General features: G+C 59.8%; 22 protein-coding genes. 13 read left to right on the top strand and 9 right to left on the bottom strand.

Going from position 1 to position 21,828, the window contains the following annotated elements:
• Positions 1-18 precede the first annotated feature (18 nt).
• The 4 genes from dut to ACFFFR_RS00560 are packed head-to-tail and all read left to right on the top strand — an operon-like array spanning position 19 to position 2,258.
• Positions 19-519, top strand: a complete 501-nt coding sequence (gene dut / locus ACFFFR_RS00545; RefSeq protein ID WP_377457269.1) for a dUTP diphosphatase — start codon at positions 19-21, stop codon at positions 517-519.
• 4 nt (positions 520-523) lie between these two features.
• Entirely contained in the window at positions 524-1,174 is a 651-nt protein-coding gene (locus ACFFFR_RS00550) for a DUF3710 domain-containing protein (protein WP_377457270.1), read from the top strand.
• On the top strand, positions 1,174-1,563 hold the full coding sequence (locus ACFFFR_RS00555) for a single stranded DNA-binding domain-containing protein (protein WP_377457272.1): 390 nt from the start codon (positions 1,174-1,176) through the stop codon (positions 1,561-1,563). Before ACFFFR_RS00550 ends, ACFFFR_RS00555 begins: the two co-directional genes overlap by 1 nt.
• Positions 1,560-2,258: a DUF3159 domain-containing protein gene (locus ACFFFR_RS00560; protein WP_377457274.1), complete on the top strand. Its 699-nt coding sequence runs from the start codon at positions 1,560-1,562 to the stop codon at positions 2,256-2,258. Before ACFFFR_RS00555 ends, ACFFFR_RS00560 begins: the two co-directional genes overlap by 4 nt.
• Here ACFFFR_RS00560 and ACFFFR_RS00565 read toward each other — a convergent pair.
• Together ACFFFR_RS00565 and ACFFFR_RS00570 are read right to left on the bottom strand one after the other, a co-directional pair.
• On the bottom strand, positions 2,200-2,868 hold the full coding sequence (locus tag ACFFFR_RS00565; RefSeq protein ID WP_377457275.1) for a potassium channel family protein: 669 nt from the start codon (positions 2,866-2,868) through the stop codon (positions 2,200-2,202). The two genes, ACFFFR_RS00560 and ACFFFR_RS00565, sit on opposite strands and share 59 nt — an antisense overlap.
• 8 nt (positions 2,869-2,876) lie before the next feature.
• A complete protein-coding gene (locus ACFFFR_RS00570) occupies positions 2,877-3,629 on the bottom strand; it encodes a potassium channel family protein (RefSeq protein WP_377457277.1) in 753 nt (250 codons plus the stop codon).
• Positions 3,630-3,679: 50 nt separating this feature from the next.
• Here ACFFFR_RS00570 and ACFFFR_RS00575 point away from each other — a divergent pair, with 50 nt between their 5' ends.
• The 9 genes from ACFFFR_RS00575 (at position 3,680) to ACFFFR_RS00615 (ending at position 15,180) form a co-directional block, all read left to right on the top strand.
• Complete coding sequence (locus ACFFFR_RS00575) at positions 3,680-5,629, top strand: APC family permease (RefSeq protein ID WP_377457278.1); 1,950 nt, start codon at positions 3,680-3,682, stop codon at positions 5,627-5,629.
• 8 nt (positions 5,630-5,637) lie between these two features.
• Complete coding sequence (locus tag ACFFFR_RS00580; protein ID WP_377457280.1) at positions 5,638-7,020, top strand: class I SAM-dependent RNA methyltransferase; 1,383 nt, start codon at positions 5,638-5,640, stop codon at positions 7,018-7,020.
• 144 nt (positions 7,021-7,164) lie between these two features.
• A complete protein-coding gene (gene acnA, locus ACFFFR_RS00585; RefSeq protein WP_377457282.1) occupies positions 7,165-9,870 on the top strand; it encodes an aconitate hydratase AcnA in 2,706 nt (901 codons plus the stop codon).
• A 150-nt stretch (positions 9,871-10,020) separates the two neighbouring features.
• Complete coding sequence (gene dxs / locus ACFFFR_RS00590; RefSeq protein WP_377457284.1) at positions 10,021-12,021, top strand: 1-deoxy-D-xylulose-5-phosphate synthase; 2,001 nt, start codon at positions 10,021-10,023, stop codon at positions 12,019-12,021.
• A gap of 30 nt (positions 12,022-12,051) precedes the next feature.
• Positions 12,052-12,639, top strand: a complete 588-nt coding sequence (locus tag ACFFFR_RS00595) for a DUF402 domain-containing protein (protein WP_377457286.1) — start codon at positions 12,052-12,054, stop codon at positions 12,637-12,639.
• A complete protein-coding gene (locus ACFFFR_RS00600; RefSeq protein ID WP_377457287.1) occupies positions 12,636-13,157 on the top strand; it encodes a hypothetical protein in 522 nt (173 codons plus the stop codon). Before ACFFFR_RS00595 ends, ACFFFR_RS00600 begins: the two co-directional genes overlap by 4 nt.
• Positions 13,154-14,128: an aldo/keto reductase gene (locus ACFFFR_RS00605; protein ID WP_377457289.1), complete on the top strand. Its 975-nt coding sequence runs from the start codon at positions 13,154-13,156 to the stop codon at positions 14,126-14,128. The genes ACFFFR_RS00600 and ACFFFR_RS00605 overlap by 4 nt, the downstream gene beginning before the upstream one ends.
• A 47-nt stretch (positions 14,129-14,175) precedes the next feature.
• The gene (locus ACFFFR_RS00610; protein WP_377457291.1) at positions 14,176-14,742 is read left to right on the top strand and encodes a potassium channel family protein; all 567 of its coding nucleotides are present in this window, start codon (positions 14,176-14,178) and stop codon (positions 14,740-14,742) included.
• Between the two features lie 21 nt (positions 14,743-14,763).
• The gene (locus tag ACFFFR_RS00615) at positions 14,764-15,180 is read left to right on the top strand and encodes a VOC family protein (protein WP_377457293.1); all 417 of its coding nucleotides are present in this window, start codon (positions 14,764-14,766) and stop codon (positions 15,178-15,180) included.
• Here ACFFFR_RS00615 and ACFFFR_RS00620 read toward each other — a convergent pair.
• The 7 genes from ACFFFR_RS00620 to msrB form a co-directional block, all read right to left on the bottom strand.
• The gene (locus ACFFFR_RS00620) at positions 15,177-15,707 is read right to left on the bottom strand and encodes an O-acetyl-ADP-ribose deacetylase (protein WP_377457295.1); all 531 of its coding nucleotides are present in this window, start codon (positions 15,705-15,707) and stop codon (positions 15,177-15,179) included. The two genes, ACFFFR_RS00615 and ACFFFR_RS00620, sit on opposite strands and share 4 nt — an antisense overlap.
• Before the next feature lie 4 nt (positions 15,708-15,711).
• On the bottom strand, positions 15,712-16,149 hold the full coding sequence (locus ACFFFR_RS00625) for a Rieske (2Fe-2S) protein (RefSeq protein ID WP_377457297.1): 438 nt from the start codon (positions 16,147-16,149) through the stop codon (positions 15,712-15,714).
• A gap of 25 nt (positions 16,150-16,174) precedes the next feature.
• A complete protein-coding gene (locus tag ACFFFR_RS00630; RefSeq protein WP_377457299.1) occupies positions 16,175-18,307 on the bottom strand; it encodes a 3-hydroxyacyl-CoA dehydrogenase NAD-binding domain-containing protein in 2,133 nt (710 codons plus the stop codon).
• 101 nt (positions 18,308-18,408) lie between these two features.
• Entirely contained in the window at positions 18,409-19,641 is a 1,233-nt protein-coding gene (locus ACFFFR_RS00635; protein WP_377457301.1) for a ribonuclease D, read from the bottom strand.
• Between the two features lie 5 nt (positions 19,642-19,646).
• Positions 19,647-20,273 carry a DUF3000 domain-containing protein gene (locus ACFFFR_RS00640; protein WP_377457303.1) on the bottom strand — a complete coding sequence of 209 codons (627 nt, stop codon included), beginning with the start codon at positions 20,271-20,273 and terminating at the stop codon, positions 19,647-19,649.
• Between the two features lie 16 nt (positions 20,274-20,289).
• Positions 20,290-21,378, bottom strand: coding sequence for a threonine aldolase family protein (locus ACFFFR_RS00645; RefSeq protein ID WP_377457304.1), 1,089 nt, complete (start codon positions 21,376-21,378; stop codon positions 20,290-20,292).
• Positions 21,375-21,815 (bottom strand): peptide-methionine (R)-S-oxide reductase MsrB, encoded by a 441-nt coding sequence (gene msrB / locus ACFFFR_RS00650; RefSeq protein WP_377457857.1) that lies wholly within the window; start codon positions 21,813-21,815, stop codon positions 21,375-21,377. The genes ACFFFR_RS00645 and msrB overlap by 4 nt, the downstream gene beginning before the upstream one ends.
• Positions 21,816-21,828: the final 13 nt, after the last annotated feature.

Raw genomic sequence — 21,828 nt, forward strand, 5'->3', positions numbered from 1 at the left:
AACGAGCCAAATCAACACATGAAGGACAACACCGTGAGTGAATTCACCGCCGGGGCCCAGATCCCCGTGCAGTTACAGAAGCTAGATCAGGACTTGCCCACACCCCGATACGCCAAGCACGGCGACGCAGGCGCCGATCTCTACGCCGCTGAAGATGTCAGCTTGGCACCGGGACAGCGCGCCCTAGTCCCCACCGGGGTGGCGATCGCGCTGCCGCACGGTTATGTGGGCCTGGTACACCCGCGCTCGGGTCTGGCGCTGAAGCACGGTATCTCGATCGTGAACACCCCGGGCACCATCGATGCTGGCTACCGGGGTGAGTTGAAAGTGATGCTCATCAACACCGACCCGGAAGAGTCGGTGACGTTGAAGCGGGGCGACCGGATCGCCCAATTAGTGATCCAGCCCGTTGTTGAAGCATCATTTGTGGAAGTCGACCAGCTTCCGGACTCCGATCGCGGGGCCACCGGGTTTGGCTCCTCCGGCGGATTCGGAACCTCGGACAAAACGGTAGGGTAGAGCCATGCGACTGTTCGGCCGAAATCAGAATCAAAACATCTCCCACGTTGAGTCTCCGTTCGAAGACGAAGACGAGCTGGTGGATAGCCCCGAAGAGGATGCTGAAGGCCCGTTTGATCTCAGTGAGAAGCCGGATCTTGAGGGCTACCTCGATTTGGGCTCACTTCGTCTGCCCGTCCAAGACGGCATGAACCTGCAGATCGAGGTTTCCGAGAACACCAATCAGGTCATCGCTGTCACCGTGGTGCTGGGCCAATCCTCACTCCAACTGCAGCCCTTCGCCGCCCCGAAACGGGCCGGTCTGTGGTCGGAGATCAGCGAACAGCTCATCAAATCGCTCCACCAGCAAGAGGCGGAGGTCGCCAAGAAAGACGGCCGTTGGGGCGAAGAACTCTTGGCCCGTGTGCCAGCCTCCATGCCGGATGGTTCACCAGGTTGGCGGGTTGCACGGTTCATCGGAATCGACGGGAACCGCTGGTTTTTGCGTGCGGTCGTCGCTGGGCAGGCCGCCATGGAGAACGCGGAAACCGCGATCGTGGAAGATTACCTGTCCCGGGTCGTGGTTGATCGTGGCACCGACCCGATGCCACCACGAGACTTACTGCCGCTATCCGCACCGACGGACTTACCTGGCCAGCCCACCGTCCAAGCCTGATGCGTTTCACCCCAGCCGCTGACGAACCTGCCGTCGAGCTCAACCCGCCAACTGCGGCTCTCCCGGAGCTGCGGGCTAACGCGCCGCGGACAGAGCTGACCGAACTCACGGATCTGCCCACCAAGGGCCGGGTGCAGTGCCGCGGCTATGTGCTGGAAATAACCACACCGGCTGCCGACGCGCTTCCCATCTTCACCGCCCGCATCGGTGTCCGTGCACCGGACCCGCAGGATCATGAGGCGGCCGTCTACGTGACGCTTCGTTGGCTGGGCCAAGACACGGTGGCCGGTGTCCGTCCCGGCACCACCTTGCTGTTCGAAGGTATGGTGGCCCCGCGCGAAGGGGAGCCGACCATTCACAACCCGCGCTACGAAATTCTGCCCTCATGAATACCCCTGAGAAAAATTCCCAAGCGGAGTCCCTCTCCGCAGCCGTTGGCGGCAAGCTCGCCCGCACCGAGGACGGTCAGCTGGATGTACTAGCCTCCGTAGGTGGTTGGCGCGGCATCATCGAGTCCTTCTTGCCGGCCACGGTGTTCTTGGTGGTGTTCATTCTCAGCTCGGAACTGTCGTGGGCCCTGATCTGCGCCATGGCGGTGGCTGTGCTCGCCGCAATCGCGCGTAAGATCGCCGGGGGCACCATGATGCAGGTCATCGCCGGCGTGGTCGGCGTTGCGATCTGTGCTCTGGTGTCTGGGACCACCGGCCAGGCCCGCGACTATTATTTGCCGGGATTGTACACCAATGCCGCTTACGCCGCTGGGATGCTGCTGTCTGTGCTTATTCGTTGGCCGATCATCGGTTTGATGTACGGATTCTTACGCCAAGAAGGTACCGATTGGCAGCAGAATCGGCGGCGCCGGCGACGCTATGCTCTCGCAACACTCTTGGTGATGGCGGTCCCGCTGGTGCGACTGCTGGTGCAAGTACCGTTGTACGCGGCAAATGATGTGGAGGCGCTGGGCATCAGCCGGCTGCTGATGGGAGTGCCGTTATACGCGGCCGCGCTCTGGGTGGCGTGGCTGATTACTCGTCAGCCGAGCGAACAAGAAGCTGACGTAGCTCAATCTCGCCCTGTGCACTAGTCAAGAAGAAGACCTCATCCTCGCCTTCTAAGGTGTCCTCTTGGCTGGGCGTCAGCGGTAGACCGTCCCGGACCACCGCGACCGGTACCGTGCCCATCGGCCAGTCGATGGCACCGATGGTCTGGCCCACGACGGCATGATCGACCGGCACCGTGAAAGCCGCCATGGCGGTCTTGCCGGTGCGCAAGGTGAGCAGCCGGACAACATCTCCGACTTCCACGGCCTCTTCCACCAGTGCGGTCATCAACCGGGGTGTGTTGACGGAAATATCCACGCCCCACGCGTCGTTGAAAAGCCAGTCATTGCGAGGATTATTCACGCGGGACACGGTCCGGGCGACCCCGAACTCGCTCTTGGCAAGCAGCGACACCACGAGGTTGGCCTTGTCGTCCCCGGTGGCGGAGACAACAACATCGGCGCTTTCTAAATCGGCTTCTTGCAAGACCGAGAGCTCACAAGCATCCCCCAGCAGCCACTTGGCCCCTTGCAGCCCTGCCCGCCCGACGGCCTCGGATTTTTGATCGATCAGGAGCACCTGGTGTTCGTGCGCAATGAGTTCCTTGGCAATGGATGCTCCGACGCTGCCTGCTCCGGCGATGACTACACGCATGGTGTGCTTTACTCCTGCTCCCACTGGAAGGGCTGATTGGCGCCGTCATAACGGCTCAGCTTGTTCGCGCTCGAGGCGGTGTGCTCGTCTTTGGGCTGGCTCCCACGATCGCTGGAGAGCAACCGGTCCACATCGGCCATCGTCGCGATCGGAACCATGGCGTGCAGGATGTCGCCCTGCTGCAACCGGGTGTCAGCACGAACCAACACACCCTCACCGAACCGTGTCAGATAGGCGGCTCGGATTCCCGCCTCGGCCTCTAGATCAATGATCTTCTCGCCCACCCACGAGGGGTGCACATCGATTTCTGCCAAGATCAGCCGACCGGAGGCATCCCGATAGTCACCGGCGATGCCTTGTTCGGGCAGGATGCGGCGCAGCACTTGGTCGGTGGTCCAGCGCACCGCGGCCACCGTGGAGATGCCGAGCCGCTGATAGATTTCAGCCCGCCCTGGATCGTAGATGCGGGCCACCACATGGGGCACCTTGAACATTTCTCGGGCCACCCGGGCCGCAATGATGTTGGTGTTGTCCCCGTTGGAGACGGCCGCGAATGCGTAAGCTTCGCGGATCCGGGCCTTGATCAGCACATCTTTATCAAAGCCGACCCCTTCAATGCGCGTGCCTTGAAAGCTTCGACCAAGTTTGTGGAAGGCCTGCTCGTTCTGATCGATCACCGCCACCGAGTGGCCAGAACCTTCTAATGTGGTTGCTAACGCCGCGCCGACGCGGCCACAACCGAGAATCACAAAATGCGCCATAATCATTAGTCTATTAGCGAACCGACACCATCGAGGCATAGGTTTAATCCGTGGCTTCACTTTCGAAGAAACTGCGCCGGCTTCTGGTCGGCACTCCCTACGACACCCAGCTCTTGGCCAAGCAACGCTTCGGCAAGGCCGTAGGGCTCCCAGTCTTGGGCGCCAACGCATTCTCCTCGGTGGCCTACGCACCCGATGAAATCATCCTGATGCTGGCTTTGGCCGGCGCCTCCGCGTTGACCCTGGGACCCCAAGTCGGTATCGCGCTGGTGGTCTTGATCCTCATCTTGGTTTGGTCCTACCGGCAACGTCTGATCGCCTTCCCCGAAGGCGGGGACTACCAGTTGGTGTTCCGCACCTTGGGGCGGCGGCCAGGACTTTTTGTGGGGGCCGCACTACTGTTGGACTTCGTCTTGACCGCGGCCGTGTCCCTGAGTGCCGCAAGCTACTACCTGATGGTCCTGCTGCCGGGCACTCAAGGGTGGGGACTGGCATTGACGCTAGGCCTGTTGGCTGTTTTGACACTAGCTAATATCCGCGGGGTTGGGCGGGGACGAACCAAAGTCGCGGCTATTACCTACCTGTTCCTGCTGGGCATGGTTGCGCTCTTGGTGGTAGGCATGGTGCAGTACGCCACGGGCACCCTCGCTCTTGCCGAATCTGCCCAACAGCCCATCGAACCGGCTCCGGAATTCGCGAACGGTTTGCACGGGATGCTCGGCGCCTTGCTGGTGGTCCGGGCTTTCTCCACCGGCGCGGCAATGGCCACCGGTATTGAAGTGCCGGCGTCCAACGCCCACCTGTTGACCAAACCGCGCGGCCGTAACGCCGGCATCATCTTGGTGATCGTGGGTCTGGTAGCGGCTTTGCTGACGCTGGGGGTTCTATCGCTGACCCAGCGGACCGGCATCCGCCTGCACTACGGACACGCCGAGCAACAGCCGCCCGTGTTGGCCCAACTCAGCAGCACCATCTTCGGGCCGGGCTCGATCGTGAGTTACGTGCTAGGCGCACTGGTGATTGCGGTGCTGGTGTTCGCCGCGAACTCCGCTTTCAACTCTTTCCCGTCGCTGGCCTCCCAGTTGGCTAAGGACCGGTTCCTTCCCGAACAGTGGGCGCACCGCGGCGACCGGCTGTCCTACACCCACTCGGTCCTGTGGTTAGCCGCAGCCACCGCACTGTTGGTGCTGGTGACGGTCGCGAATGTTGCCATCTTGGTCCAGCTGTACGTGGTTGGCGTGTTCGTGGCTTTCACCCTGTCTCAGTGGGCCATGGTGGTGCACTGGAACCGGAGACTCGGTCAGAGCGCGGGGCGCCGAGTCCGCGGCAAAATCATGCGCTCGCGAGCGATCAACTTTGTCGGTTTCCTCGCGGCTGCCGCGGTAGTGCTGGCTGTGGTGCTCACCCGTTTTGTGTACGGCGCCTGGATCATCGTGCTGGCCGGCATGTTGCTGGTGCTGCTCATGGGGCTGATCAACCGTCACTACCGGGCGACAGCCGCGGAGCTTGCCGTCAGCGTGGGGGAGCAGAAGGCGCTCCCGGCCCGGGTGCACGGGGTCATCCTGATCTCCGCCGTCAATAAGCCCACCATGCGTGCCATCTCCTACGCCCGGGCGGCCCGACCTTCCACACTGGAGGCGGTCCTGATCGATACTGACCAAGAGCAGACGGCAAGCATTGAAAAGGCGTGGGCAGAACACAAGATCGCGGTGCCCTTGACCATCATTGCCTCTCCGTACCGCGAATTGGTCAACCCGGTGATCTCGCACTTGCGCTCTAAACGCCTGCGTTCGGCTCGAGAACTCACCGTGGTCTATATCCCTGAATTCGTGGTCGGCTCTCGGTTCCGTGCCCTACTACACAACAAGACAGCGTGGCGGATTAAGACAGCCTTGCTGTTCGAACGTAACGTGATGGTGGTGTCAGTTCCGTGGCAGCTGGATTCCTCCGATAGGATCAGCGAAGCAGCACCGATCAAAAACCAGCGTGAACGTGAGTGATTCCTGTCGTGAGTGAAAATAACCTTCCTCGGGTCCGAGTAGAACTAGGCCCGATGGCTCACGGCGGTCATTGCGTTGCTCGGCATGAAGGACGGGTTATTTTCGTCCGGCACGGTATTCCGGGTGAGGTGGTCACGGTTGCGCTGACCGACGCCGGGGAGAAATCACGGTTCTGGCGCGGTGACGTCATTCAAGTCCACCGTGCCTCCGAACACCGGCGCACCCACTTCTGGTTGGCGGCCGATTCGCTGAAGACGCACGCGGCACGCAACCTCCCGGTTGGCGGGGCCGAATACGGTCATATTCACTTGCCGCATCAACGCCGCCTGAAAAACCAGGTTTTCCGTGACACCCTGAACCGGATCGGCAAACTCCAAGTTGAAGCCTACGTGGAGGAGCTTCCCGACGAAGACCCGCAGGGCCTGGGGTGGCGGACCCGCTCATCCTTCGCGATTGGCCCCACCGGTGTGATGGGGATGCACCCGCACCGCTCGAACCGGATCAGCGCCGTCAAAAACTTTCCGCTGGCACATCCCCGCATCAACGAGCTGAAACTGTGGACCCTGCCGCTGCGTGGCGCCCAGCGAATCCATGCCGCCACGAGCGCCGAAGGGGAGAACCTGGTGGTGCTGGAATGGTTGCACCGGATCACCCGCTCCACCACCGAGGTCGTCAAACAACAGTTGGACAGCTACGCCGAACAGCTGCACCCGGTCTTGTCCGAGCTGCCCAACCTCAATGTGGCATTGCTGATGGTGTCTGACCCGAAACATCCTTCCCGCCGTCAGCTGCTCACCCTCACCGAGAACACGGCCCTGACCGAAACTGCGACCATCGACGGCACCGACTACTCGTGGCAGGTCTCCGCCGACGGGTTCTGGCAAATCCACCGCAACGCCCCGGCCACCCTTGCCACGGCAATGCTCGAAATGCTGCAACCAGAAGCCGGGCAACACGTCGCCGACCTGTACGCCGGGGCCGGGCTTTTTACGGCCGTGCTAGCCACCGCGGTGGGTGAGACGGGACGAGTTGATTCGGTAGAAGCGTCCCCGATTACTTCTGCCGACGCCGCCACCAACTTCGCGCACCAACCACAGGTGCAGGTGACACGCGCAATGGTGGAAACCTTCCTGAAACGGGCCAAAACCAGCTGGGACGCAATCGTGTTGGATCCACCGCGTGCCGGTGCCGGCCCAGAGGTGATCGCGGCCTTGGTTGCCAAAGACATCCCCAAGATTTGTTATGTTTCCTGCGATCCGGCCTCGTTCGCCCGGGATGCGGCTGACCTCGTCCAAGCCGGCTACAGCTTGGAGGAAGTACGTGTCTTCGACATGTACCCGAACACGCACCACATGGAATCGGTCAGCCTGTTTACGCGGAAAGTGGTGTAGCTCATGTTGGCCGGTGACGTAACTGACGGTATCGACCAGCGCAAAACGATAGACTGAGCCTGAGAGCTCGCCATTCGTGCTGCCTAAGGAAGTGAGCGCGGAGGCGGGTTACCAGACAAATCTGGAAACGAAGAGGAGTCCTGCGTGAGTAATGTGGACAGCTTCGGTGCTAAAGGTGTCCTAGACGTCAATGGTGCTGAATACGAAATTTACCGACTAAACAAGGTTGAAGGTTCTGAAAACCTCCCTTACAGCCTGAAGGTTCTGCTAGAAAACCTGTTGCGTACCGAAGATGGTGCCAACGTGACCAAGGAGCAGATCCAGGCTCTGGCCGATTGGGACCCATCGGCCCAACCCAACACCGAAATCCAGTTCACTCCTGCACGAGTCATCATGCAGGACTTTACCGGTGTGCCATGTGTTGTTGACTTGGCGACCATGCGCGAAGCTATCAAGGACTTGGGTGGCGATCCGAAGCGGGTCAACCCACTGGCTCCTGCTGAACTGGTCATTGACCACTCCGTGCAGATCGACGCCTTCGGTACCGCCGATGCGATCGAACGCAACATGGAAATCGAATACGAGCGCAACGGGGAACGCTACCAGTTCCTGCGCTGGGGCCAGGGCGCCTTCGACGACTTCAAGGTCGTCCCACCGGGCATGGGTATTGTCCATCAGGTCAACATCGAATACTTGGCCCGCACCGTCATGACCCGCGAGGTCGACGGCGTAAACCGTGCCTACCCAGACTCCTGTGTCGGTACCGACTCCCACACCACCATGGTTAACGGTCTGGGCGTGCTCGGCTGGGGCGTTGGCGGTATTGAAGCTGAAGCCGCCATGCTCGGCCAGCCGGTGTCCATGCTGATCCCACGCGTGGTCGGCTTCAAGCTGACTGGCGAGATCCCTGCCGGTGCCACCGCAACCGACGTGGTGCTGACCATCACCGAGATGCTGCGCGACCACGGTGTAGTCGGCAAGTTCGTTGAATTCTACGGCGACGGTGTCTCCTCCGTGCCACTGGCCAACCGCGCCACCATCGGTAACATGTCCCCAGAGTTCGGTTCCACCGCAGCCATGTTCCCGATCGATGAAGTCACTCTGGATTACCTGCGCCTGACCGGCCGCTCCGAAGAGAACATCGCTCTGGTGGAGGCCTACACCAAGGAACAGGGTCTCTGGCATGACCCATCCCGCGAGATCAAGTTCTCCGAATACCTCGAGCTGGATCTGTCCACCGTTGTGCCTTCGATTTCCGGTCCGAAGCGTCCACAGGACCGCATCGAGCTGACCGAAGCGAAGGAACAGTTCCGCAAGGACATCCACAACTACGCCGCAGGTGACGAGGACGCCCTATCCGTGGGCCGTCCATCTAAGGCCGTCGACGTGAAGATGGCTGATGGCCGTCAGTTCGAACTGGACCACGGCGCAGTCTCGATCGCATCGATCACCTCCTGCACCAACACCTCCAACCCATCAGTCATGATGGCTGCCGGTGTGCTAGCACGCAACGCCGCCGCGAAGGGCCTGAAGGCGAAGCCATGGGTGAAGACCTCCATCGCCCCAGGCTCGAAGGTCGTCACGGACTACTACGAGAAGTCCGGCCTGATCCCATCGCTGGAAGAACTTGGCTTCTTCATCGTCGGCTACGGTTGCACCACCTGCATCGGTAACTCCGGTCCGCTGGAGTCAGAAATTTCCGACGCGATCAACGAACACGACCTGTCCGTCACCTCGGTGCTCTCCGGTAACCGTAACTTCGAAGGCCGTATCAACCCAGACGTGAAGATGAACTACTTGGCCTCCCCGCCACTGGTCATCGCTTACGCACTGGCCGGTTCCATGGACTTCGACTTCGAGAACCAGCCACTGGGCACCGACGCTGACGGCAACGACGTGTTCCTGCAGGACATCTGGCCGGACCCAACCGAGGTTCAGGAAATCATCGACAACTCGATCGATACCGAGATGTTCACCTCCTCGTACTCCACCATCTTCGACGGTGATGAGCGCTGGCAGGCACTGGACACCCCAGAAGGTGACACCTTCGCTTGGGATGCCGAGTCCACCTACGTGCGCCGCCCCCCATACTTCGAAGGTATGACCTTGGAGACCGTCCCGGTCACCGACATTGAGGGTGCACGCGTCCTAGCGAAACTGGGCGACTCGGTCACCACCGACCACATTTCCCCAGCCGGCTCCTTCAAGTCCGACTCCCCAGCCGGTAAGTACCTGCTGGAGAACGGTGTGGACCGCAAGGACTTCAACTCCTACGGTTCCCGCCGTGGTAACCACGAAGTCATGATTCGCGGTACCTTCGCCAACATCCGCCTGCGCAACCAGCTGCTGGACGGTGTCGAAGGTGGCTACACCCGCGACTTCACCCAAGAAGGTGGCCCACAGTCCACCATCTACGACGCAGCCATGAACTACCAGGAAGCGGGCACCCCACTGGTGGTGCTGGCCGGTAAGGAATACGGCTCCGGTTCCTCCCGTGACTGGGCTGCCAAGGGCACCAAGCTGCTCGGTGTGCGCGCCGTAATCGCCGAATCCTACGAGCGTATCCACCGCTCCAACCTGATCGGTATGGGCGTGCTGCCACTGCAGTTCCCAGAAGGTGAGTCCGCTGACACCCTCGGGTTAAGCGGTGAAGAAACCTTCTCCGTCACCGGCGTCACCGAACTGAACGAGGGCCGCACCCCGGCCACCGTGAAGGTCAAGGCTGAAGCCGCAGACGGCAAGGTCACCGAATTCGATGCCGTCCTACGCATCGACACCCCAGGTGAAGCAGACTACTACCGCAACGGCGGTATCCTGCAGTACGTGCTGCGTCAGCTGGCCACCAAGTAATAAAAACCAGCCAGTCAGCGCACAGGCTGCGCTAAGCACACGGTAAACACGCCGGGGCAGACTGAGTGCATCGAGCACCAGCTGCCCCGGCGCTGTTATTCTAAAGATTCACCCCACGTACGCCACGTGGCCACCGCCGGGAGGAAACTCATGGGCATCTTGGAAACGATTCGCCACCCACACGATCTATCGAAACTCAGCCAAGCTCAACTGGAGCAGTTGGCGGAGGAGATCCGTGCCTTCTTGGTGGCCAGCGTCTCCCAAACCGGCGGCCACCTAGGACCAAACCTCGGCGTCGTAGAACTGACCATGGCCCTGCACCGCGTATTCGACTCACCGCGGGATCACCTCATCTTTGACACCGGGCACCAGTCGTACGTGCACAAGATCCTCACGGGCCGGCAAAACTTCGACACCCTCCGCCAACAGGGCGGCCTGACCGGTTACCCGGAACGTGCCGAATCCGTGCACGACATCGTCGAGAACTCGCACGCTTCCGCCTCCCTGTCGTGGGCAGACGGTATTTCCCTAGCCCACAAACTCAAAGGCGAATGCGACCGTTCCACGGTCGCCATTATCGGTGACGGTGCCCTCACCGGTGGCATGGCCTGGGAAGCATTGAACAACATTGCCGCCGATAAAGAACGTCCAGTCGTGATCGTGGTGAACGATAATGGGCGCTCCTACGCACCCACCGTGGGCGGGCTGGCAGAGAAGCTCGACGGGCTACGCCGCTCATTCCTCGACAAGGTGCGCACCCACAAAGCCTACGAAGACACCCTGGACTACTGGAAAGTGCGGCTCCAAGGAGCCGGGCGCACCGGACGTCTCATGTACCGTTCCCTGCATGCCGCCAAAAAAGGGGTCAAAGACTGGTGGGCGCCGCAGGGTCTATTCGAAGACTTAGGCCTGAAATACATTGGCCCCATCGATGGCCATGACCTAGAAGAACTTGAACAAGCCTTCACGGACGCCAAGAACTACGGTGGTCCGGTCTTGGTGCACTGCATCACCGAGAAAGGACACGGGTTCGAGCCAGCGGTCGCGGATGCAAGGGACCAGTTCCACGCGGTCGGGGTCATTGACCCGATCACCGGTGAACCGGTGAACCCGGGTAAGGGCAAATCGTGGACCAGCGTCTTTGAGGAAGAGATCAACCAGATCGCTGCCGAAGACGAGCGCATTGTCGCCATCACCGGTGCCATGCGCCAACCGGTTGGCCTGACCACCATGAGTGAGAACTTCCCGGACCGGGTCATTGATGTGGGCATCGCCGAACAACACGCGGTGACCTCAGCCGCGGGGCTGGCCTACGCCGGGATGCACCCCGTCGTGGCAATCTACGCAACGTTCTTGAACCGTGCGTTCGACCAAGTCCTGATGGACGTGGCCCTGCACAAGGCCGGCGTCACCTTTGTTCTGGATCGCGCCGGGGTCACCGGGCCTGACGGGCCAAGCCACCACGGCATGTGGGATCTGGCTATCCTCCAAGTGGTCCCAGATATCATGATCGCTGCCCCGCGTGATGCGGAGCGGCTCAAAGAAGAACTCCGTGAGGCAGTAAAAGTCCAGGACCGGCCAACAGTGGTCCGTTTTGCCCGTGGCACAGTCGGTGAGCCAATCGAAGCCGAAACCCGCCTGTATGACGGTGTCGATGTTCTCTACCAAAACGACGAGATTGACCTCAGCGCCACCGATCAGATCGCCGATGTGCTACTCATTGCGCTCGGCCCCATGGCAGAGATGGCCTTGGATATCCGCCGCCGACTCGCCGATCAGGGCATCACCGCCACCGTGATCGACCCACGTTGGGTCCTGCCGGTAGCCGACTCCGTCATCGCCTTGGCTGCCCGGCACCGGCTGGTCGTGTGCATTGAAGACGGTGTGAAAACCGGTGGCGTCGGATCCCGGATCCGCCAAGAAATGCGCGCCAACGGTGTGGACACCGCACTCAATGAAGTGGGACTACCTGCCCAATTCTTGGCCCCCGGCACACGAGAAGAAGTGCTCGCCCGAGTCGGTGTGACCGCGCAACAGATTACCCGAGACACGGTGGACCAGGTCCTGGGGACCAAGGTGCCTTTCGCCCGTCCACTGCCAGATCAAGACCAGCCCACCGGTCACATCCCCCGGATCGACCAACAATCCTAAATCACGGCAGCAAAGGACAACGTCTAGCTGATGCACTTCACGGATGCGACGAAAACCGCTGAAACACTGCAGACCGGTGACATGATCGTCGCCCGGGCCTGGAAATACGATGGGCGTCCGCACTGGGTAGTACCCGGCACTTACCTCGGCTCCGACGAGCACGGCTACTGGGTCTACCAAGGTCGGGGCTGCTTCGTTTCCCGGCCCGGTGTCGGTTTCTATGCCGGAAATGATGCTGTCAGTCTTTTCCCCTACAGCGGGGACTACATCGCCACCTGCTACGGCAAGGGCAGGGGCCGATCCCGGATCTATGTGGATATCTCCACCGCGCTACGCGCCGATCCCATTCGCCCAACAGGTTTCGATTTCCATTCCATCGACATGGATTTGGACGTCATTCTGACCCAGAGTGGGGAAGTACTCATCGATGACGAAGATGAATTCGTGGAGCACACCCACCAAATGGGCTACCCGGCTACGCTGGTGGAACAAACCCAACAAACCTGTCAACAGGTGCACCGAGACATTGCGGCCCGACACGCCCCCTTTGACGAAACCACGATCGAGTCTTGGCTAAGACGCGGACGCGAACTAACCCTTCAGGAAGCCACACCATGAGTACTTTTTACCGCGCCTACAAGCAGGATGACCAAAATTCCCTGACCTACCGTGAGGCATGGATTGATGCGGAGGCAGAAGAATTTGTGGTCCATCACGGCAAAGTAGGTCACCTAGGTGAGACCGGGGAACAACGCTTCGGCAGTGAAGAAGAAGGAGCCGAGCTGCTGGAGATCTTCATTCAGCAGTGCACCGTAGACGGCTACACCGATGTGAACGAGCTTCAGCTGGGTGAAGTCAAAGCTTCTTGGAAGCTGAAGACCACCGCAGGTACCCAACGTGACCATTCGTTTGCGATCAAAATCCGCCGAACCTTGAGCGCACATTTGGGTTGGCGAGGACTCGGCGAAATCATTGACCCCCAAAACCCGATAATCGGTGATGGTGAACTGGTGTACCGGATCGCCACCCCGGCACCGCGACGAGCCATTGAATCGATCAAGGCCGCGGCTCGTGAATTCAAACTTGATCCCACCAAATTGACCTGCACCCTGGAAAAGAAGGCGGAGCTGACATGAAGTACAACCAACTAGGGCACAGCGGGCTCACCGTCTCTGCTGTCGGACTTGGATGCAACAACTTCGGCCGAGCAAACTCCGCCACCGAAACCCAAGCGGGAACGAACGCCGTCGTAGAAGCCGCCTTAGATGCCGGAATCACGCTCTTCGACACCGCCGATGTTTATGGCAAGGAAGCCGGGCTGAGCGAACAACTGCTCGGCCACGCCCTAGCGGGTAAACGCGACAAGATCGTGCTCGCCACCAAATTCGGGATGGACGTGTCCGGTCTGAACGGACCTGACTTCGGCGTCAGAGGATCTCGGTCCTACATCATCAAAGCGGTGGAATCCTCCCTCGTACGACTAGGCACCGACTACATCGACTTGTTCCAATTCCACACCCCGGACCCCAACACGCCCATCGAGGAAACCCTCCGAGCCCTCGATGATCTGGTGACGGCCGGAAAAGTGCGCTACATCGGGCACTCTAACCGGGCCGGGTGGCAGATCGCGGACGCCGAGTATGTGGCCCAACAGCTCGGCACGGAACGCTTCATCAGCGCCCAGAACCACTACAACCTGCTGGATCGTCGTGCGGAGCTGGAAGTCTTGCCAGCCGCTGCCGCCTACGGCCTAGGCGTGCTGCCGTACTTCCCGTTGGCAAGTGGGCTTCTGACAGGCAAATACAGCAGCGGAGAAGCCCCAAAAGGCTCGCGGCTATCCTACAACCGCCAAGAAATGGTTGAGAACGCAGATCTGGAACAATTGCAAGCGTTCGGTGCCTACGCCCGCGAGCGTGGGATCAGCGAGGTGGACGTGGCTTTCGGTTGGCTCCTGGCCCAACACCCGGTGAGCTCCGTCATCGCTGGGGCCACATCCGCCGAACAGATTCAAGCAAACGCTGCGACGGTGCATTGGGAACCCACCGAGGAAGACCTCACTGAGTTAGACTCGATCTTTCCCAAACCTGAACCAATCGCCCTGTTCTAAACCCCGAGCCGTGGCGTTTCAGCCACGAAGACAGAGAGGTAGCGGGGATGACAACTAAACGTGCGCGCTTTTCTCGTGCGGTCCGCACAGCACCAAAAGCTAGCTTCAGGTTCCTCAGTCGAACCGGGCACAGCCTGTTCTTGGTGGTCGTCATTGCCATCTACTTTGTGGTTCCCATCCATGCCGAGTCGGATCGCTTGGGACTTTTCGCCGGCCTCATCGCAACCGCACTGTGTTTAGCGATCGTGATTTTCATTCTGATCCGGGAGGCGCTGTACGTTCGGGCCTCCGGCGCCAGCAGACTCGGCGTTATCCAACTTCTGTTGTTGATCGAAGTATCCACGATTATGTTCGCGTTGGCCTACTACGCCATGTCTGTTTTTGCCCCGGATCAAATGGTCGGAATCACCACCCGGATGGATGCCCTATACTTCACGATGACCACGCTGGCGACGACCGGCTACGGCGACATTCACGCCCAAGGACAACTGGCTCGCGGCGTGGTGGCCTTGCAGCTGGCATTCAACGTCGGTTTCATTGCGATGGCAACCCAGATGGTCCAAGCCAGTTTCAATGCCGGCCGCATGGGCGGCAACCGGCTACACCGTAACTGATCGAACCGCTAGACTTCGAGAATGAAACTCACTCCATTTCTCATGTTCCAGCACGGACACTGCGCGGCCGCTACGGAACTGTACCTACGCGTTTTCGACGACGCCACCTTGGACTTCCAGATCATGCATCCGGCTCCACAGCAGAACCTCGTGATGCGCTCACAAGTGAGCATTCATGGCCAAGCCATCGCGCTAAATGACTCCCCAATAGAGCACGCCTTCGATTTCACCCCGTCGCAATCGTTTTTCATCGACTGCGACGACGCTTCCGAGGTGGACAGGATTGCTGAGGAGCTCGGCGCGGGCGGCGCAACCCTGATGCCAGCGGATGCCTACGGCTTCTCAGAGCGTTTCGCCTGGGTCAACGACCGGTACGGAGTATCTTGGCAGCTGAATTACCAAGGTGAGGTACCGGTCGAACCACCGGCCACCACCTAGTGTTTCTCAAACACCCGGTGGAACGCGTCGAAAACAGCGTCACTGAACAACACGAAGCGAATATCTCCCACATTCGACCAGCGTTGCGCAGCAGACTGCGAATCGATAATGACCTTCCGGGCGGCGCGAGCAACATCCGCAGCATCCCAGCCGTAAACCCCTGCACCAATCGCAGGGAAAGCAATCGAGCTGACGTTCAGCCGTTGGGCTAAATCGAGGCTGGCGGAAAAGCAGCTTTCCAAATCCGCCACGTCAGTCTGTCCGGCGTTTCGGTTGGGTCCGACAGTATGAATGACCCACTTGGCGTTGAGCTTTCCTGCCCCGGTTGCGACGGCTTCGCCAGTCGGCAGGCCGGTGGGGAACATCCTTGACCTGATGTCCTGGCATTCGGCGAGTAGTTCTGGTCCTGCCGCTTTATGGATTGCGCCGTCGACGCCGCCGCCACCGAGCAGGGTGGAGTTGGCGGCGTTGACGATCGCATCGACTTCTTCCGCGGTGATGTCACCGACTTTGAGTGAAATTTTCATGGTCTTACCCCCTGACCAGGATGTCGTTTCCTTGGACTTCGCAGGTGAGCTGGGTCAGTGGCTCCCGAGCCGGTCCGAACTGTGGGATCCCTTCAGCGAAATCGAACCCGGAGTTGTGGCACGGACACAAGAAATTCTCGGTATCGACACCGACAACGCAGCCTTGGTGCGGGCACTTGGAACTGTAGGCGATGAACTGGCCAGCACTAGGTTGTGCCAACAAGACCGGGGTTTCACCGGCCATGACGGACTTACCGGTTCCCACCGGTACCTCATCAACAGTGGCGACTTTGGTCAGTTCGGTCGGCAGCGGGGTCTTCTTGGGCGCGCAAGCACTCGCGGCAAGCCCCAAGGTGCCGACGGCTGCCACCGCGGCGGCACCCTTGATCACATGACGTCGAGACGGCCCGCCGCAGTCGGCGCAGCAGTGTTCTTCACTCATGGTCCCCATTTTAGCCAGCGCAGTACTATTCGGCGTGGAAGTTCCGTCCCCGCACCTGCTGGCTGTAGCCCTGTTGATCCAGATAAGGTGTAATGCCGCCCCGGTAGACCGGCCACCCGGCGCCGAGAATCATGCCCAAGTCGACTTCCTCCGGACCGGCTACCACGCCTTCATCCAGCAACAGATCGATTTCTTCAGCCAACCCGGTAAATACTTGGTCCCGGATCTCTTCTGCGCTGCGGACTCGATCGCCTTGAGTGAGCAGTTCTGCCGTCGCCGCAGGGATGTGCTTGTCACCGGAGTCGTCTTGCTGCCACACGCTGGTGATGTTGGCATCAATGAGCCGCTGCAAGTTCTCCGAAACGTGGAAGCGGTCTCCGAAGCTGGCGTGCAAGGATTCAGTGACGTGTTGTGCCACAGGCAGCCCGACCAGGGCCAGCAGATCGAACGGTGTCATCGGTAGTCCGAATTCGCTCAGTGCGTTATCCACCGTCTGGGCATCAGTGCCTTCATCAAAGGCACGTTGGATCTCGGACATGAAGCGTAGCAGCACACGGTTGACCACGAACGCGGTGGCGTCCTTGACCAAGATCGGGGTTTTGCGGAGGGTCTTAGCCAATTGGAAGGCCGTCGCCAGCGCCGTTTCATCGGTGGACTCGGTCCGCACGATTTCAATCAAAGGCATCGAAGCAACGGGATTGAAAAAGTGGAAGCCAATGAGGCGCTCTGGGTGAGCTAATGCTTCGGCCATGGCGCTCACCGATAGGGAAGAGGTGTTGGTCGCGAGGATGCAATCTGGCGAGATGATCTCTTCCAAACCGGAGAGCACTTGCTTCTTCAGTTCGAGTTCTTCAAAGATCGCTTCAATGACAAAATCTGCGTCGGAGAAGGCTTGCTGATCTGTTCCTGCGGTAACCAAGTCTTTGAGCCCCGCGGCCTGCTCGGTGGAGAGCTTTCCGCGATCGACTTGTTTGGCCAGCTGCTTCTCAACGAAGCCCAGACCTCGGTTGGCCGCGTCCTCGTTGATGTCGGTCATATGCACGGGAACTTGCAAGGCTTGGGCGAAGACAAGGGCGAGCTGGCTGGCCATGAGACCGGCACCGACCACACCCACTTTGCTGATCGGACGGGGTTGCACATCCGTTGGGACACCAGCTGGCCGCTTGGCCCGTTTCTGCAGAAGCTCCATGTAGGAGTACACGGTGTTCTGGAATTCGGTGGTGAGGATCAGTTCGGAAAGAATCTCGATCTGAGCATTCCGTGAACCTTCGGCGTCCCCACGCTCAGCGAACACCACCGCTTCAAGGACTTTTGCCGGCGCCGGCGGGATCCCCCGGGTTCGGGACGCAATGGTTTTCTCCGCCGCGGCGTAAGCGTCTTTCCAGTCCTGCTCAGACCAGGTGCGCTCTGGTTGCCGTTGGGCGGAGAGGCTCGCGGCCTCGAGCTCTTGTTTAACCCAGTCAAGCCCAGCTGAACGGAAATCGTCAGCAGGCAACTGAAGATCCATGATGCCCAGTTCGACGGCTTCGGACGCGGAGAGGACCCGGTTGTTGGATAGCGGATCATCGACCATAACGCGCAACGCAGCTTTTGGGCCGATCAAGCGTGGCAGTCGGTAGACACCGCCCCAGCCTGGTACCAAGCCTAGGAAGGCCTCTGGCAGTGAAAGGTTCTTCACGTCTTCGGACACGATTCGATAGTCCGCTGCCAACGCCAGTTCCAAGCCGCCGCCGATCGCGACCCCATTGACGAGCGCGATGGTCGGAACAGGCAAGTCTTCCAGCAGGTCATAGGCAACATGGCCCAACTCTGCGACTAGGGCGCCGTCTTCTTTGGTCGTGACGAGACGACTGATGGAGAGGTCGGCGCCGGCCACGAAGGCAGGTCCTTCTGCCGTGACAACGACGGCTGCGTATTTGTCCGCAGATTCAGCCAGTTCCAAACGGACCTGATCGAATGCTTTGCCGAGATTGATCAGGGTTTGTGGGCCCAAGATGTTGGGTCGGGATTCGCCGGCTTCGCTGGCTAGGGTGAGCACCAAAATGGGTGCGGGATCATGTTTGATTTCTTCGCGAGTGACCGTACTGACGTTCTCTTTGGGGATGAGCGAAGTGAGGTGTTCGAAGCGAGAAAAGTCAGTGGCAGGTGCCGGGGTCATGGTCACTCCTAGAAGTCGCGGGGTAAACGTCTAGACACCATCAGACCACATTAAGTGAGCTTAGTTACACAAACACGCCACAATGTTACTTGCCGGTAAATCTAGTCTTCTTGTGGGTCAGGTTCCAAGAACGCGACTGTCATGGGAGCCCACACATACTCGATCTGCCACTGCCGGGCACCCAGTTCCCGTAGTCGTTCTTGGATACTTTCAGGGGTGATGGGTGCGGGTGGTTCCCAACTGATCTGACGCAAGATGGAAGGTGTCAGCAGATTTTCCACTGGTACATCAATTTGATCTGCAATGGCCTGAAGCCGGGGACGGATCGTTTGTAACCGAGCATCAGCTTCCGGTTTCCGTTGAGCCCACATGCGCGGCTGCGGAAGACTTCCTTGTCCGCGACGGAACCGTGGCGGCGTCTTGGTGGCCTTGACGCCGGCATTGATGGCATTGAGCCAGCGCGGCGCATCACGTTTGGCAGCTCTGCCCCGGAATCCGGGAATTTCTAATAATTGCGGCACGGTAGCAGGTTTTGCTTTCACAGCGGCCATGATGGCGCTGTCGGGCAGGAGCCGACCTGGCGCGATGTCGCGTTTTTGGGCTAGATCCTCCCGGGACTCCCACAACGACTTCAGGATCGCCAGATCTCGCCGTTGCGTGAGTGCATGCGCGCCGGAGGTGCGTCGCCAGGGGTCAACACGCGGTTCCGGCGGACCAGCTAGGCGGGTAGCTTCAAACTCCTGCTCGGCCATGTCTACCTTGTTGGTAGCTTCCAACCGGGTTTGGAGTTCAGCCCGCAATTCGGGCAAGAGCTCCACATCGAGTGCCGCGTAGGCGAGCATGCGTTTGGGCAGCGGCCGTTGCGACCAATCTGCGGCCGAATGCTCTTTAGCCAGACGTACCCCGAGGAGTTCTTCGGTCAATGTGGCCAGTCCCACCTTGGGCATCCCCAAGAGCCGGGCAGCGAGTTCGGTGTCGAAGAGCTGGGGCGGATAAAGTCCGGCAGCGGCAAGACAGGGCAAGTCTTGGCTGGCGGCATGCAGAATCCAGGAGTCCTCTTGGAGGACTTCATTGAGCGCTGAGAGGTCCTCGTAGGCTTCCGGGTCGATGAGGAAGATACCCGCATTGTCGCGTTTGAGTTGAATGAGGAAGGCTCGTTGGCCGTAGCGAATTCCCGAAGCACGTTCGGTGTCAACGCTGAAAGGGCCGGTCCCGGCTTTGAGTCGGTTGATGGCGGAAGTGAGTCCTTGAGCGCTATCGGTCAGGAACGGAACACCGCCGGCGGGTTCAGTTAAGAGGGGGAGTGCATCGCTGTTGTGCTCTGCGTCAGACACGTAGGTCAATTCCTCCGGATAAAGGGTAGGGCGGTTACGCCGTCAGGTAATTCTGGAACTCCTGCGAAAGCGCATAGCATGGCTGTCCATGCTTGCAAGTGAGCGCCGAAGTTCTCTTCCGGGGTCCACGAGGCGCGAACTTCAAGATCTGTCTGGTCTGGACGATCGGCAAGGGTGCCAAAGTGTTCGGCCAAGACGCGCGTCGCGGCGGCGCCGGCGGCCCGGTAGTGACAACCGTTCGATTCTAATGCTTCCACCAGCCAGGACCAAGCCACTTGGCCCAAGAGGGGGTCAAAGCTCATCTCCGCATCAGTGGTTGTGCGAATGAAAGTAACGATACGAAACTGGCCATCCCACACCGGGGAACCGGCAGGGTCGTAGAGCAAAACAAAACGTCCATGGGCCCGCAACGGCGTACCCGATTCCGGGTATAGGTCTGTCACATTCTCCGGTGACGGGGCGTTCTGCGTGGCGTCAATTTCTGCTTCCAGAGCAATGGCGTAGGGCGCTAACCCTTGCGGTGCTGGAATCTCAACGAGACGCACCTGCGGTGAACCATGAGCGGTTCGCAGCTGTCCGAGCGCATCACGAAACACCGCGGGGACTGCTGAAGAATCATGGTGGACGCTCACACCAACAAGATTAAACCTAGCCTTGAGTGTTGTGGGAGAGGCACGCCGTAGTGAGTGCTTGCGCGAACTGCTCGATGTCGGCTTCGGTGGTGTCGAACGAACACATCCAACGAACAACACCTGAATCATCCCAGTCGTAGAACGGGAACTGGGCTCGGACTTCATCTGCGGCCTTGCTGGGCACCCGTGCGAACACTGAATTGACCTCTACTGGGGCAACAACTTCAACGCCGGGGATATCATTGACAGCGACCGCGAGCCGCTGGGCCATCGTATTGGCGCGGGTCGCATTGTGCACATACAGATCTGTGCCAAACAATGCAATCAGCTGGGCTGAAATGAAACGCATTTTAGAGGCCAGCTGCATGCTGTGCTTGCGGATGTACTCCACCGGGTGCGGAGACACCCCATCCGTTCCATACCCGGCATGAATTCGGGAAAGCTTGTCTTGATTTAGCACGATGACCGCTTCGGCGTTCATCGCTCCGTTCTTGGTGCCGCCCAGACTGAGCATATCGACACCGGCTTCTACCGTGTATTCGGCGAGCGAATTGCCGGTTGCCGCAACAGCATTGGCCAGCCGGGCACCATCAAGGTGGACGAGCAGGCCGTAGGCGTGGGCGAACGCGGTGAGTTGGCGAATCTCATCCAGCGTGTAGAGGGTGCCCCACTCGGTGGCTTGGGTCAGAGAAAGGACTGCCGGGCGTGCGGCGTGGACGAATTCTTGTTGAGCTAGATGGGGCTCGATCAGTTCCGGAGTGAGCTTAGCGTGTGGGGCCGGAATCGAGATGATTTTCAGTCCAGCCATCTTTTCCGGGGCTCCGCCTTCATCGTTGTCGATGTGTGCTGCCGCGGAGCTAATCACCGATCCCCATCGTGGGGTGAGTGCGCTGAGTCCGACCACGTTGGCACCGGTGCCGTTGAAGACAGGGAAACCGAGTGCGTCTGGGCCAAAGAGTCGTTTGGTGAGGTTGTTGAATTCCGCTGTGATGGCATCTTCGCCATAGGCGCGGGTGTGGCCGCTGTTGGCGGCCAGCATGGCATCGAAGACGTCGGGGTGGACCCCGGCGTAGTTGTCGGAGGCGAAGGACTTCAGGTCGTTCATTCGGTGGTGGTTTCTTTCTCCGGGACGAAAGTGAGTGAAACGGAATTGATGCAATAGCGCAGGTCAGTGGGGGTATCGAAGCCCTCACCTTCGAACACGTGGCCTAGGTGGGACTTGCAGTTATTGCAGAGCACCTCCACGCGCTTCATACCCAAGGAATTGTCTTCAACGTATTGAACCGCTTCTTCAGTGACCGGTTCGAAGTAACTGGGCCAGCCGCATCCGGCATCGAATTTTGCGTCCGAGCGAAACAGTTGGGCGCCACACGCTTTGCAGTCGTAGCGGCCGTCTTCCTTATGGTCCCAGTAGATGCCGGTGTAGGGACGTTCTGTGCCAGCCTCACGCAAAACCTGAAACTCGACAGGACTGAGCCGGTTGCGGAAATAGTCGTCGGTAAAGTTCTGTTCGGTTGGCGGGTTCACCGTAGTGCCTCCTATGCGGCGGAAGGGT

It is taken from the genome of Micrococcoides hystricis, assembly GCF_042434215.1.
In the GTDB taxonomy this organism is placed as follows: Bacteria; Actinomycetota; Actinomycetes; order Actinomycetales; family Micrococcaceae; genus Micrococcoides; species Micrococcoides hystricis.

Excerpts from the sequence above, each read along its gene's own strand:
- dut (WP_377457269.1), top strand. The coding sequence starts at position 19 with ATGAAGGACAACACCGTGAGTGAATTCACCGCCGGGGCCCAGATCCCC.
- ACFFFR_RS00550 (WP_377457270.1), top strand. The coding sequence starts at position 524 with ATGCGACTGTTCGGCCGAAATCAGAATCAAAACATCTCCCACGTTGAG.
- ACFFFR_RS00555 (WP_377457272.1), top strand. The coding sequence starts at position 1,174 with ATGCGTTTCACCCCAGCCGCTGACGAACCTGCCGTCGAGCTCAACCCG.
- ACFFFR_RS00560 (WP_377457274.1), top strand. The coding sequence starts at position 1,560 with ATGAATACCCCTGAGAAAAATTCCCAAGCGGAGTCCCTCTCCGCAGCC.
- ACFFFR_RS00565 (WP_377457275.1), bottom strand. The coding sequence starts at position 2,868 with ATGCGTGTAGTCATCGCCGGAGCAGGCAGCGTCGGAGCATCCATTGCC.
- ACFFFR_RS00570 (WP_377457277.1), bottom strand. The coding sequence starts at position 3,629 with ATGGCGCATTTTGTGATTCTCGGTTGTGGCCGCGTCGGCGCGGCGTTA.
- dxs (WP_377457284.1), top strand. The coding sequence starts at position 10,021 with ATGGGCATCTTGGAAACGATTCGCCACCCACACGATCTATCGAAACTC.
- ACFFFR_RS00595 (WP_377457286.1), top strand. The coding sequence starts at position 12,052 with ATGCACTTCACGGATGCGACGAAAACCGCTGAAACACTGCAGACCGGT.
- ACFFFR_RS00600 (WP_377457287.1), top strand. The coding sequence starts at position 12,636 with ATGAGTACTTTTTACCGCGCCTACAAGCAGGATGACCAAAATTCCCTG.
- ACFFFR_RS00605 (WP_377457289.1), top strand. The coding sequence starts at position 13,154 with ATGAAGTACAACCAACTAGGGCACAGCGGGCTCACCGTCTCTGCTGTC.
- ACFFFR_RS00610 (WP_377457291.1), top strand. The coding sequence starts at position 14,176 with ATGACAACTAAACGTGCGCGCTTTTCTCGTGCGGTCCGCACAGCACCA.
- ACFFFR_RS00615 (WP_377457293.1), top strand. The coding sequence starts at position 14,764 with ATGAAACTCACTCCATTTCTCATGTTCCAGCACGGACACTGCGCGGCC.
- ACFFFR_RS00620 (WP_377457295.1), bottom strand. The coding sequence starts at position 15,707 with ATGAAAATTTCACTCAAAGTCGGTGACATCACCGCGGAAGAAGTCGAT.
- ACFFFR_RS00625 (WP_377457297.1), bottom strand. The coding sequence starts at position 16,149 with ATGAGTGAAGAACACTGCTGCGCCGACTGCGGCGGGCCGTCTCGACGT.
- ACFFFR_RS00630 (WP_377457299.1), bottom strand. The coding sequence starts at position 18,307 with ATGACCCCGGCACCTGCCACTGACTTTTCTCGCTTCGAACACCTCACT.
- ACFFFR_RS00645 (WP_377457304.1), bottom strand. The coding sequence starts at position 21,378 with ATGAACGACCTGAAGTCCTTCGCCTCCGACAACTACGCCGGGGTCCAC.